The organism is Burkholderia seminalis DSM 23518, assembly GCF_902832885.1.
GTDB lineage: Bacteria > Pseudomonadota > Gammaproteobacteria > Burkholderiales > Burkholderiaceae > Burkholderia > Burkholderia seminalis.
The window spans coordinates 162,991-175,740 of the sequence record NZ_CADFDK010000010.1; the positions used below are offsets into that span (position 1 = coordinate 162,991).

Sequence of the window (12,750 nt, forward strand, 5' to 3'; positions counted from 1 at the left end):
CCTTGAAGGAAACATCATGAAAACGTTGATTCGCCCGCTCGTCGTGCTCTTTGTGGTCCTGACCGCCGTGACGGGCCTGGCCTACCCGGCCGTGATGACCGTGTTCGGCCAGGCCGTGTTCCCGTCGCAGGCGAACGGCAGCCTGATCGAGAAGAACGGCCAGGCGGTCGGCTCCGCGCTGATCGGCCAGTCGTTCGATGCGCCGAAGTATTTCTGGGGCCGGCTGTCGGCCACCGCGCCGATGCCGTACAACGCGACCGGCTCCGGCGGCTCGAACCTCGGCCCGCTGAATCCGTCGCTCGCCGACCAGGTGAAGGGGCGCATCGCCGCGCTGCGCGACGCCGGGACCGACATGTCGAAGCCTGTGCCGGTCGACCTCGTGACGGCGTCGGCGAGCGGTCTCGATCCGGAGATCACGCCGGCTGCGGCCGCATACCAGGTCGAACGCGTTGCAAAGGCGCGCAACCTGACGCCGGACGCGGTCGCGCAGCTGGTCGCCGCGAACACGACGGGCCGCCAGTTCGGCGTGCTCGGCGAGCCGCGCGTGAACGTGCTGAAGCTGAACCTCGCGCTCGACGCGGCGCAGGCCGCGCACTGATTCGGGTACCCGACGACCGGCGTCCGGCGCGGCATGACCCGCGCCGGACGCATTCATTCCCGACGGCGCATGCGCCGTCTTTGCCTTTTGCGGCGATTTGGCACAACAATGCTCGTACTCGCGCGCATCCGGGCGCTCCGCTTTCCTGACGCATGAACCGTCCCGATCCAGACCAACTCCTCGACAAGCTGCAGCGAGACGAAGAAAAGCAGCGGCGCGGCCAGCTCAAGATCTTCTTCGGCGCGTCGGCCGGTGTCGGCAAGACCTACGCGATGCTGCAGGCCGCGCGCCAGCGCCTGCAGGAAGGCGTCGACGTCGTCGTCGGCATCGTCGAGACCCACGGCCGTGGCGAGACCGCCGCGCTGCTCGACGGCCTCGACGTATTGCCGCTCGCGCGCATCGACTATCGCGGCCGCACGCTCGCCGAATTCGACCTCGACGGTGCGCTTGCCCGCCAGCCGCAACTGATCCTCGTCGACGAACTCGCGCATTCGAACGTGCAGGGCGCGCGGCACCTGAAGCGCTGGCAGGACGTCTACGAACTGCTCGACGCGGGCATCGACGTCTATACGACCGTCAACGTCCAGCATCTCGAAAGCCTGAACGACGTGGTCGGCGCGATCACCGGCATCCGCGTGTGGGAGACCGTGCCCGACCGCGTGTTCGACGCGGCCGACGAGGTCACGCTCGTCGACCTGCCGGCCGAGGAGCTGCTCGAGCGGATGCGCGACGGCAAGGTCTATCTCGCGCAGCAGGCCGAGCGCGCGGTGCGCAACTTCTTCCGCAAGGGCAACCTGATCGCGCTGCGTGAACTCGCGCTGCGCCGCACGGCGGATCGGGTCGATGCGCAAATGCGCGAATACCGCGCCGACCGTTCGATCCAGCGCATCTGGCAGGCGCGCGAGCGGCTGCTCGTGTGCGTCGGGCCGGGCGCCGAAGCGCCGACGCTCGTGCGCGCGGCCGCGCGGCTCGCCGCGAGCCTGAAGGCCGACTGGCTTGCCGTGTACGTGGAGACGCCGCGCCTGCAGCGGCTGCCCGACGCGCGGCGGCAGCGCACGCTCGATGCGCTGAAGCTCGCCGCCGAGCTCGGCGCGGAAACGGCCACGCTCGCGGGCGCCGACGCGGTGGCCGCGCTGATCGGCTATGCGAAGGTGCGCAACGTGTCGAAGATCGTCGCGGGCGGCTCGCCGAAGGCCGGGCTCTTGCGCCGCCTCGCGCGGCCGTTCGGCGAGCAGCTCGCCGAACGCGCGGGCGACGTCGACCTGATGCTGATCCGCGCGTCCGCGAGCGACGAGGCGCGCGCCGCGCCGCTCGACGCGCGGGCGCGCGACTGGCGCGATGCGTTCGCGCAGTTCGGCACGCACCGTTCGCCGCCGCGCCACTACGTCTATGCGGCCGCGATCTGCACGGCGATCACGGTCGTCGCGAGTCTCGTGTCCGAGCGGCTCGACCTGACGAACCTCGTGATGCTGTACCTGCTCGGCGTGGTGTTCTCGGCCGTGCGGCTCGGGCGCGGCCCGGGCGTGCTGCAGTCGTTCCTGTCGGTGGCCGCGTTCGATTACTTCTTCGTGCCGCCGCGCATGTCGTTCTCGGTCAGCGACACGCAATACCTGCTGACCTTCTTCGGGATGCTGCTGACGTCGCTCGTGATTAGCCACCTGACGTCGACGCTGACGCGCCAGGCGAGTGTCGCGCAGCGCCGCGAGCGCCGCACCGGCGCGATCTACGCGATGGCGCGCGAGCTTGGCGCGGCGCTCACCACCGAGCAGATCGTCGAGATCGGCAGCCGCCACGTGGGCGAGGTGTTCCGCGCCCGCGTCGCGTTCCTGCTGCCCGACAGCGCGGACAAGGTGCGGCAGAAGATCGAGGAGCCGGACGCCGCCGTCACGCTGACGGGTGCCGACCTCGACAGCGACGTCGGCCAGTGGGTGTACGACCAGCAGAAGCCGGCCGGCCGCGGCACCGACACCTTGCCCGCGACGGCCGCGCTGTACCTGCCGCTGAAGGCGCCGATGCGCACGCGCGGCGTGCTGGCGGTCGCGTCGCGCGAGCCGCGCGAGCTCGAGGTGCCCGAGCAGCAGCGGATGCTCGACGCGTTCGCCGCGCAGATCGCGCTCGCGCTCGAGCGCGTGCACTACGTCGAGATCGCGCGCGACGCGCTCGTCAACATGGAGTCCGAGCGGCTGCGCAACTCGCTGCTGTCCGCGATCTCGCACGACCTGCGCACGCCGCTGACGACGATCGTCGGCTTCTCGTCGATGCTCGCGAACGGGCGCGCGGCCGCGCAGGGCGGCGACGCGGCGGCGGCCGAGCGTTTCGCGCAGCGCGAGGGCGAGCTGGTCGACGCGATCCACGACGAGGCGCTGCGCATGACGGGCATCGTCACGAACCTGCTCGACATGGCGCGGCTGCAGGCCGGCAGCCTGCAGCTCAAGCGCCAGTGGTCGCTGCTCGAGGAGACCGTCGGCGCCGCGCTCGCCGCGTGCAAGCGCGTGCTCGCGCGTCATCCCGCGCGCGTCGCGCTGCCGGCCGACCTGCCGCTGCTGCAGATGGACGCGGTGCTGATGGAGCGCCTGTTCACCAACCTGTTCGAGAACGCCGCGAAGTACACGCCGCCCGATACGTCGATCGAGATCGGCGCGGAGCGCGTGACCGACGACGGGCTGCCGTTCGTGCGCGTGCATGTCGACGATCACGGCCCGGGCTTGCCGGCCGGGATGGAAACGCGCATCTTCGACAAGTTCACGCGCGGCGAGAAGGAGTCGGCGACGCCGGGCATCGGGCTCGGTCTCGCGATCTGCCGGGCGATCGTCGAGGCGCACGGCGGTAAAATCGGCGCGCTCAACCGCACCGCGCCCGACGGCCACGTGACGGGCGCGCGCTTCTGGTTCACGTTGCCGGTCGAGACGCCGCCGGCCGCGCCCGCCGTGCCCGACGACGAATCCGACCTGCCGGGCGCCTCGTCCCCATCCGAGTCATTGCCAGACCATGAGTGAACCCAGCCTGACCGTCGTCCTGATCGAGGACGAAAAGCAGATCCGCCGTTTCGTGCGCGCCGCGCTCGAGGAGGAGGACATCGCGGTGTTCGAGGCCGAGACCGGCAAGCAGGGGTTGATCGACGCGGCCACGCGCAAGCCCGACCTCGTGATCGTCGACCTCGGCCTGCCCGACACCGACGGCCTCGACGTGATCCGCGAACTGCGCGGCTGGTCCGAGGTGCCGGTGATCGTGCTGTCCGCGCGCACGCAGGAAGAGGAGAAGGTCGCCGCGCTCGACGCGGGCGCCGACGACTACCTGACCAAGCCGTTCGGCGTGTCCGAGCTGCGCGCGCGGATCCGCGCGCAACTGCGCCGGCGCAACCAGGGCGGCGCGAACGAGTCGCCGAAGGTGAGCTTCGGCACCGTGACCGTCGATCTCGCGCTGCGCCAGGTGTGGCGCGACGGCGAGATCGTGCACCTGACGCCGCTCGAATACCGGCTGCTCGCGACGCTCGTGCGGCACGCGGGGCGTGTGCTCACGCACCGCCAGCTGCTGCGCGACGTGTGGGGGCCGTCGCACGTCGAAAGCCATCACTACCTGCGCATCTACATGGCGCACCTGCGGCAGAAGCTCGAACTCGACCCCGCGCAGCCCGAGTACATCGTCACCGAGACGGGCGTCGGCTACCGGCTCGTCGGCGCCGCGTGACGGCGCGGCGAGGGCGCTGGCGGCATCCCCGCGCCGGACGTCGCGCGCCGGCAGGGTTGCGCCGGCGCGACAATCTCGCGCCGCGCGCCGGCCTCGCACACCGTCCGCTCATTCCCCGTTATCCTGACCGTTCCGCGAACGAAAACGAGGAGCGTGCAATGTCCGTCCGTCTGGTCGTCATCTGTGCGCTGGCGCTTGCTGCGCCCGGCGCGTTCGCCCAGCCGCTGCCGCCCGGGCAGCAGCCGCCCGCCCAGGCGGCGCTGGCCAACCCGGCGTCGGTCAACTGCGAGAAGCTCGGCGGCCGCCACGTGGTCCGCAGCCTGCCGCGCGGGCAGGTCGGGATGTGCATGTTCAAGGATGGCCGCGTGTGCGAGGAGTGGGCGCTGTACCGCGACGACCGCTGCGTCGGCGGCGGCGCGCCCAAGCGCGTGTCGAACTGACCGAACTGGCCGGGCCCGGCCGATCGCGCCCCGGATCGGCCGTTGGGCTGCCCCGCCGCGGCGGTCCGTAAGCAACTTGTTATACTCGGCGCCGCCCGGGGACGACCCCGGGTCATTCGCTTCAACGGGGACGGCCCCATCCGATACGGAGTACGTCGAGATGGCGTGGGTATGGTTGTTGATTGCCGGTTTGCTGGAAGTGGCCTGGGCGGCCGGCCTGAAATCGTCGGACGGCTTCACGAAGCTTGGTCCGTCGGTGTTCACGATCGTGACGGCGCTGGCCAGCTTCGGGCTGCTCGCGGTCGCGATGCGCCAGTTGCCGCTCGGCACCGCGTACGCGGTGTGGACGGGCATCGGCGCGGTCGGCGCGTTCGTGTTCGGCATCGTGATGATGGGCGAGGCGCTGACCGCCGCGCGCGTCGCGAGCGCCGCGCTGATCGTCGCGGGGCTGGTCGGCCTCAAGCTGTCGTCGGCCGCCTGACGCCGGCGTCAGGGCGTCGATACCGCGGCACCGGCATCCGGCCGCGCGTGTGCCCGGCATGTCGCGCTGCGGAATTGCGCCGGTCACCCGGATAGCCTGTCTATAATGGAACGCATTCGGGCCTGAATACCGTCGTGCCTCTCGCGGCACGCGGTGCCGGTCGCCACGCGCCGCGCGGCCGGCCTGTCCGACCCGATCCGGTCAATCGGCAAATCGCACGGAAAGTGCAAGGAGAGGGCGATGATCGAAGCCATTTCGCTCGGCGCGGGGCTCGCGTGGGCGAGCGGGCTGCGCCTGTACCTGACGGTGCTGATCGCCGGCGTGCTCGCGCGGGTCGGCTGGCTCCATCTGCCCGATACGCTGGCCGTCCTGATGTCGCCGTGGGTCATCGGCGCGGCGGCCGTGCTCACCCTCACCGAATTCCTGGCCGACAAGATTCCCGCATTCGACTCGCTGTGGGATGCCGTGCATACCTTCATCCGCATTCCCGCCGGTGCCGTCCTGGCCGCCGGCGCGCTCGGCCATGCCGATCCGACCGTGCTCGCGGTCGCGGGGCTCGCCGGCGGCTCGCTGGCCGGCGCCGCGCACGTCGCGAAGGCCGGCACGCGTGCGCTGATCAACCTGTCCCCCGAGCCGATTTCGAACTGGGTCGCGTCGTCGACCGAGGACGGCCTCGTCGTCGGCGGGCTCGTGCTCGCGTTCTTCGTTCCGCTCGCGTTCCTCGTGCTGCTCGCCGCGTTCATCGCGGCGTCGGCGTGGGCGCTGCCGCGTCTGTGGCGCGGCGTGTCGGGCGGCTTCCGCGGGATGGCGAACCACATGGTGTCGCGGCTCAATTCGATCGGGGGCAAGCGCGATTGAACGAGCGGCGACACGCGGCGCAGCCGCCGGCCGGGCAGCCCGGCCATGACGGGCCCGCGCAGGCAGGCCGCTTCGGCCTGCACGACCTGATCCGCCAGGCTGCCCGGATGACCGCGCGCGACTGGCGCGCGGGCGAGTTGACGTTGCTCGTCCTCGCGCTGGTGCTGGCGGTCGCGGCGCTGACGAGCGTCGGTTTTCTGGCCGACCGGCTGCGCCAGGGGCTCGAGCGCGATGCACGCCAGATGCTCGGCGCCGATTTCGTCGTGCGCGCCGATCGTCCCGTCGATCCGTCGTTCGACCGGCAGGCCCGGGCGCTCGGCCTGCGCACCGCGACGACCGCCATCTTCCCGAGCATGATCGCGTCCGCCGCGGGCGGCCAGGCAGCCGATGCCGCGCCGTCGCGCCTCGCGGCCGTGAAGGCCGTGTCGCCCGGGTATCCGCTGCGCGGCGCCGTGGACATCGTGCCGGCCGGCGCGACCGCCGCGCAGAAGGCGGCCGCGATTCCCGCGCCCGGCACCGTGTGGGCCGATCCCGCGTTGCTCGACGCGTTGCACCTGAAGGCGGGCGACACCGTGCGCGTCGGTCTGCGCACGTTCACGGTCGCCGCGTCGATTTCCCGCGAACTCGATCGCGGTTTTTCGTTCGTCAATTTTTCGCCGCGGCTGATGATGCGCGCGGACGACCTCGCCGCGACGGGGCTGACGGGCTACGGCAGCCGCGTCACCTACCGGCTGCTGGTCGCCGGCGACGCACCGGCCGTCGCGCGTTTCGAAGCCTACGCGCACGCGCGCGTCGATGGCGGGAAACTGCGCGGCGTCGGGCTCGAGTCGTTGCAGGAGGGGCAGCCGCAGGTGCGGCAGACGCTGGACCGCGCGCGCCATTTCCTGACGCTCGTCGCGCTGCTGACCGCGCTGCTCGCGGCGGTCGCGATCGCGATGGCCGCCCAGCGCTACATGCGGCGCCATCTCGACGGTTGCGCGACGATGCGCTGCCTCGGCGTGAGCCGCCGCACGCTCGGCGCGCTGTTCGCGCTCGAATTCGCCGGGGTCGGCATCGTCTCGGGCGCCGCGGGCGCGGTGCTCGGCTACGGCGGCCACTGGGCGTTGCTGGCCGCGCTCGGCGGCCTGATCGACGTCGCGCTGCCGCCGCCGACGCTGTGGCCGGCGCTGATCGGCATGGGCGCGGCGCTCGTGCTGCTGCTCGGCTTCGCGCTGCCGCCGCTCGTGCCGCTCACGCGCGTGCCGCCGGTGCGCGTGCTGCGCCGCGAGTGGGGCGACGCGTCGCGCACCGCGTGGGCCGCGTATGCGATCGGCGTCGTGCTGTTCGCGGGGCTGCTGATCGTGGCGGCCGGCAACCTGAAGCTCGGCCTGATCGTCGCGGGCGGCTTCGCCGGCGCGCTGGTCGGTTTCGCCCTGATCGCGCGGCTCGTGCTGTTCGCGGCGGCACGTGCGGTACGCAACGCGCGCGTGGCCGCCGGCGTCGGCTGGCGCTACGCGCTGGCGTCGCTGCACCGGCGCGGCACGGCGAGCGCGCTGCAGATCACCGCGCTCGCGCTCGGCCTGATGTGCCTGCTGCTGATCGCGATCACGCGCAACGATCTCGTCGCGGGCTGGCGGCAGTCGACGCCGCCCGATGCGCCGAACCAGTTCCTGATCGATATCCAGCCCGACCAGCGCGACGACGTCGCGGCCTATCTGGCCGCGCACGGCGTGCGCGACGCGGTGCCCGCGCCGATGGTGCGCGGCCGCCTCGTCGCGATCAACGGCAAGCCGGTGAATCCGGACGCGTATCCGTCCGACGAGGCGCGCCGGCTCGTCGACCGCGAGTTCAACCTGTCGTATACGACCGAACTGCCGTCCGACAACCGGATCGTCGAGGGCGACTGGTTCGGCACCGCGGCGACGCCGCAGATCTCGATCGAGGCCGGCCTCGCGAAGACGCTGAACGTGAAGCCGGGCGACACGCTGCGTTTCGACGTGACGGGGCTGACGGTCGACGCGCCGATCACGAGCGTGCGCAAGCTCGACTGGGGTTCGTTCCGCGTGAACTTCTTCGTGCTGATGCCGCCGCCGGTGCTGAAGGATTTCCCGGCCGTCTACCTGACGAGCTTCCATTTGCCCGCATCGAACGCCGCGCTGCTCGATCCGCTGATCGCGCGCTATCCGAACCTGACCGCGATCGACGTCGCGCCGATCCTCGCGCAGTTGCAGCGGATGATGCTGCAGGTGGTCGGCGCGGTGCAGTTCCTGTTCGCGTTCACGCTCGCGGCCGGCGTGCTCGTGCTGTATACGGCGCTTGCCGGCTCGCGCGACGAGCGCGTGCGCGAGGCCGCGCTGCTGCGCGCGCTCGGCGCGTCGCGCGCGCAGGTCAATGCGGTACAGCGCGCGGAATTCGTCGTGGTCGGCGCGCTGGCCGGCGTGCTGGCTTCGGCGGGCGCGATCGCGGTCGGCTGGGTGCTCGCGTCGCGCGTGTTCGATTTCCAGCTCGCCGTCGATCCGTGGCTCGTGCCGGCCGGCATCGCGGCCGGTGTCGCCTGCGCCGGTGCGGCCGGCTGGCTGAGCCTGCATAATGTGTTGCGGCGCCCCGCGCTGCAGTCGCTGCGCGACGCATGAGCGTTGCCGGCGGCCCCGAAGATTCCGTTTTCCGACTATCCGTATGACCGATGTGAATGACGATGCGCCGTCGCAGCCGACGGCGTTCGAACTCGTGGGCGGCGAAGCCCGCGTGCGCGAAATGGTGGACCGCTTCTACGACCTGATGGACCTCGAGCCGGAGTTCGCGCAGATTCGCGCGCTGCATCCGCAGTCGCTCGACGGCTCGCGCGACAAGCTGTTCTGGTTCCTGTGCGGCTGGCTCGGCGGCCCCGACCACTACATCAGCCGGTTCGGCCATCCGCGGCTGCGCGCGCGGCACCTGCCGTTCCCGATCGCGTCGGTCGAGCGCGACCAGTGGCTGCGCTGCATGGCGTGGGCGATGGAGGATGTCGGGCTGGCCGAGCCGCTGCGCGAGCGGCTGATGCATTCGTTCTACGACACGGCCGACTGGATGCGCAACCGGCCCGGTTGATCGACCGGTACGCCGCTGTCCGTGCGCCGGACGATCTGCGTCTGGGCGCGCGGGAGGCATCGCGCGACACTGGCCGTTTCCCCCACCGATACGAGGCTCGCCCGATGAGGACACAAGCGCTGTTTCGCGAAGACGCGTACCTCACGCAATGTGACGCGGTCGTCCGGGCCATCGGCGACGAGGGCATCCGGCTCGACCGCACGGTGTTCTATCCGCTCGGCGGCGGCCAGGCCGGCGACACCGGCACGCTGACGCTGCCCGACGGCGGCACGATCGTGATCGCCGACACGCGCAAGGCGAAGTTCGACGGCGCGACGCCCGACGACGCCGTCCACGTGCCGGCGCCGGGGCAGGAGGCCCGCGTCGCGGCGCTCGCGCCCGGCACGCGCGTGATCGCGGAGATCGACTGGCTGCGCCGCTACCGGCACATGCGTTTGCACACGGCCGCGCACCTGATGTGCGCGGTGCTGCCGTACGCGGTCGATGGCTGCAGCGTGACGGCCGACTACGTGCGGCTCGATTTCGCGACGTCCGATGCGATCGACCGCGACGACGTCGAACGGCGTCTCGCGGCGCTGGTCGGCGGCGCGCATCCGGTCACGACCGAATGGATCACCGACGACGAGATGGCCGAGCGGCCCGAACTCGTGCGCACGATGAGCGTGAAGCCGCCGATGGGCCTCGGCCGCGTGCGGCTGCTGCGGATCGAGCAAGTCGACCTGCAGCCGTGCGGCGGCACGCATGTGCGCAACACGTCCGAAATCGGCGCGCTGCGGGTCGCGAAACTGGAAAAGAAGAGCGCGCGTACACGGCGCCTCGTCCTGGCGTTTGCATGACGATCGATACCGGCCACGCCGGCGCGGCAGCGCTGGATCCGCAAGCACGGGAGATTCTGGATGTCTGGTTCGGCGAGCCGGGCTCGGCCGAATTCGGGCGGCAACGCAAGGTGTGGTTCAACGGCGGCGCCGCCTTCGACGATCTGCTGCGCGCACGCTATGGCGCGTTGCTCGACGCCGCATGCGACGGCGCCTGCGATCACTGGGCCGGCTCGCCGTCGGGTGCGCTGGCGTTGATCGTCGTGCTGGACCAGTTCTCGCGCAACATCCATCGCGGCACGCCGCGCGCGTTTGCCGCCGATCCGAAGGCGCTCGCGATCGCCCGCCGTGTCGTCGCGACCGGCTGGGACGCACGGCTGCCGAGCGGGCATCATCGTGCGTTCGCGTACCTGCCGTTCGAGCACGACGAGTCGGTCGAGAGCCAGCGCGAAGCCGTGCGCCTGTGCGCGGGCATTCGCGACGAGGCCGGGTGCGAGCGTTATCACCGCTTCGCCGTGCTGCACGCGGCGGTCGTCGAGCGCTTCGGCCGTTTCCCGCACCGGAACGCGATCCTCGGCCGCGCGTCGACCGACGAGGAAACGGCGTTCCTGCGCGAGCCCGGTTCGTCGTTCTGAAGATCCAGGCCGTGGTGTAAAGGGGAGTGCGAGCCCGCGGCTTGATGCGGGGGCGTCAAGGATGGATATCGCGCAGAGGTTGCGCGCCGGCCGACCGGGCGGGCGCGACCGGTGCGAAAGATGAAGGCGGGCAGGGCGGCGCACCGCCCTGTGTCACTGCAGGTGCTGTTCGGGCGTCCGCACGTACACGCGCAGCAGTTCCTCGTTGTCGCCCGGGCGGGCGCCGGTCCAGAACAGTTGCCATTCGCTGCCGGGTGCCGGATCGACGGCACGCACGCCCTGGACGATCATCCATGTGCAGCGCGTCGACTTCGCGTCGTCGATCGGCGTGTGCTGGATGCCGGAGAAGTAGTACAGCATCGGCGCTTCCGATTCGCCGAGCCCGTGCAGGCTCGCCATGCAGTCGCCGTCGTTCCATTCGAGCGCGAGATGCGCGTTCAGGTCGTCGAACACCGAGCGGTAGCTCTTCGCGACGTCGAGCCACGGCAGCAGCAGCGTATAGACGAGGCCCCACGCGACGAGCGCGCCGGCGCCCCACGACAGCGCGCCGCGCCACAGGCCCGTCGAGCGCAACTTCGGCAACAGTGTCAGCCAGCCGATGGTCAGCGCGAGCGCACCGATCACGAGCGCGGGCCGGATCGGCATCGTCCAGTCGAGCGGCAGCCAGCGGCCGAGCAGCGCGAGATCGGCGCGCGACGCGGCCGGATCGGCCATCACGGCCCAGATCGCCCACGCGAGCGCGACGGTCGTGCCGAACAGCACGCGGCTGAAGTAATCCCACGCGAGATGCAACCGGCGCGGCAGGCGGTCGATCGCCTGCGCGGCAACCAGCGCGAGCGGCGCGAAGAACGGCAGGATGTAGAGCTGGCGCGACGTCGCGGATATTTGCAGCACCACGAGCCCGATACCGGCGAACAGCACCGGCAGCGCGACGCGCGGCGTGCGCCAGTCGCGCCATGCGCCGCGCGCGACGGCGACGATCGCGAGCGGCGCGACCGGGAAGCCGACGAGCAGGAACGCACGCAGGATGAAGAACGGCTTGTCGTTTTCCGCGCCGAGTTCGGGGACGGAGAAGCCGAAGAACCGGCCGACGTTGTTGTCCCAGAACCACGTCATGAACAGCGTTTCGGAGCGCAGGAACAGCGCGGTCGGCCAGATCAGCGCGAACGGCGCGAACACGAGCGCGGCGACACCGAGCGCGCGCGCGAACGAGCGGGTGCGGCAGGCCGGGTAGAGCACCAGCGTGCAGACGAGCGTGGCCGCGAACACGAGCGGCACGAACAGCCCCTTCGTCATCAGCGCGATGCCGACGCCCGCGCCGAAGAGCGGCGCGGCCCAGCGGCCCGACGGCCGGACCGGCAGCCCGTGCCGCATCTGCTGCGCGCGCGCGACGTGCTGCATCACGAGTTCGAGCAGCCCGCAGAAGCCCATCGCCGTGCCGGCGAACAGCGCGACGTCCGTCATCATGTCGTGCAGGTGCTTGATGACGACGAGCGTGCTCGCGCTCAGCACGACGGGGCCGATCACGCGCAGGTCGAACCAGCTGTCCGCGCGGCTGGCGACGCGCGCCGCACGTGCGATGAAGCCGAACGCGAGCGTGGCGAACAGCGCGCTGGCGAGTCGCGCCGCATCGTGCAGCGGCATCACGCGCTGCAGCAGCCAGGCGAGGCTCGTCGCGACCCATGCGTAAAGCGGCGGCTTTTCCATGAACGGCAGGCCGGCATTGGTCGGCACGACGAAGTCGCCGGTTTCGAGCATGTGCTGGATGATGCCGAACGTATAGGTTTCGTCCTGTTTCCACGGATCGTGGCCGAGCACGCCCGGCAGCGTGTACGCGCAGACCAGCACGGCGACGAGCAGCCAGGCCCGCCAGCCGAGCAGGGCCGCGCGGTCGCGCGCGGTGCGGGTAGCGGTGGTCGACGCCACGACGGGCGTGCCGGCGGCGTCGAGCGTCGCGGGGGCGTCGGTGTCGGCTGTCGAGCGGGTGTGCTGAGCCGGCGCGGGCACAGACGTGCGTCGCCGGCTGGGCGCTGCGGTTCCAGGCATGGAAAAGATCTCGGGTCGAGTCGAGCCGGTCCGCTACTTGGGCGGGACCGATAAGGGCCACATCAGGGTGGCGGAGACTTGGCGTAGACGACGCCTGTCTGATTGCCCGCTAGTAGAGCACGGA

11 protein-coding genes are annotated in these 12,750 nt (G+C 71.2%); 10 read left to right on the forward strand and 1 reads right to left on the reverse strand.

Going from position 1 to position 12,750, the window contains the following annotated elements:
- The first annotated feature begins 16 nt into the window (after positions 1–16).
- The 10 genes from kdpC to HWX00_RS26750 all read left to right on the forward strand — a co-directional run bounded on the left by kdpC (position 17) and on the right by HWX00_RS26750 (position 10,580).
- On the forward strand, positions 17–598 hold the full coding sequence (gene kdpC, locus HWX00_RS26705; protein WP_049036776.1) for a potassium-transporting ATPase subunit KdpC: 582 nt from the start codon (positions 17–19) through the stop codon (positions 596–598).
- A 152-nt stretch (positions 599–750) separates the two neighbouring features.
- Positions 751–3,594, forward strand: coding sequence for a DUF4118 domain-containing protein (locus HWX00_RS26710; protein ID WP_034190775.1), 2,844 nt, complete (start codon positions 751–753; stop codon positions 3,592–3,594).
- A complete protein-coding gene (gene kdpE / locus HWX00_RS26715) occupies positions 3,587–4,285 on the forward strand; it encodes a two-component system response regulator KdpE (protein ID WP_034190776.1) in 699 nt (232 codons plus the stop codon). The genes HWX00_RS26710 and kdpE overlap by 8 nt, the downstream gene beginning before the upstream one ends.
- A gap of 158 nt (positions 4,286–4,443) precedes the next feature.
- Positions 4,444–4,725 carry a DUF333 domain-containing protein gene (locus HWX00_RS26720; RefSeq protein WP_034190835.1) on the forward strand — a complete coding sequence of 94 codons (282 nt, stop codon included), beginning with the start codon at positions 4,444–4,446 and terminating at the stop codon, positions 4,723–4,725.
- A gap of 160 nt (positions 4,726–4,885) precedes the next feature.
- Positions 4,886–5,206, forward strand: coding sequence for a quaternary ammonium compound efflux SMR transporter SugE (gene sugE, locus HWX00_RS26725; protein WP_034190777.1), 321 nt, complete (start codon positions 4,886–4,888; stop codon positions 5,204–5,206).
- Positions 5,207–5,446: 240 nt separating this feature from the next.
- Positions 5,447–6,064 carry a DUF4126 domain-containing protein gene (locus HWX00_RS26730; RefSeq protein ID WP_034190778.1) on the forward strand — a complete coding sequence of 206 codons (618 nt, stop codon included), beginning with the start codon at positions 5,447–5,449 and terminating at the stop codon, positions 6,062–6,064.
- A gap of 107 nt (positions 6,065–6,171) precedes the next feature.
- Positions 6,172–8,676: an ABC transporter permease gene (locus HWX00_RS26735; RefSeq protein WP_404823870.1), complete on the forward strand. Its 2,505-nt coding sequence runs from the start codon at positions 6,172–6,174 to the stop codon at positions 8,674–8,676.
- A gap of 43 nt (positions 8,677–8,719) precedes the next feature.
- Entirely contained in the window at positions 8,720–9,130 is a 411-nt protein-coding gene (locus HWX00_RS26740; RefSeq protein ID WP_034190779.1) for a group II truncated hemoglobin, read from the forward strand.
- A gap of 104 nt (positions 9,131–9,234) precedes the next feature.
- Positions 9,235–9,966 carry an alanyl-tRNA editing protein gene (locus HWX00_RS26745; RefSeq protein ID WP_175028914.1) on the forward strand — a complete coding sequence of 244 codons (732 nt, stop codon included), beginning with the start codon at positions 9,235–9,237 and terminating at the stop codon, positions 9,964–9,966.
- Positions 9,963–10,580 carry a DUF924 family protein gene (locus HWX00_RS26750; RefSeq protein WP_034190781.1) on the forward strand — a complete coding sequence of 206 codons (618 nt, stop codon included), beginning with the start codon at positions 9,963–9,965 and terminating at the stop codon, positions 10,578–10,580. Before HWX00_RS26745 ends, HWX00_RS26750 begins: the two co-directional genes overlap by 4 nt.
- Positions 10,581–10,733: 153 nt before the next feature.
- On the opposite strand, the gene HWX00_RS26755 is transcribed toward HWX00_RS26750, so the two are convergent.
- Entirely contained in the window at positions 10,734–12,626 is a 1,893-nt protein-coding gene (locus HWX00_RS26755) for an ArnT family glycosyltransferase (protein WP_175028915.1), read from the reverse strand.
- Between the last annotated feature and the right edge of the window lie 124 nt (positions 12,627–12,750).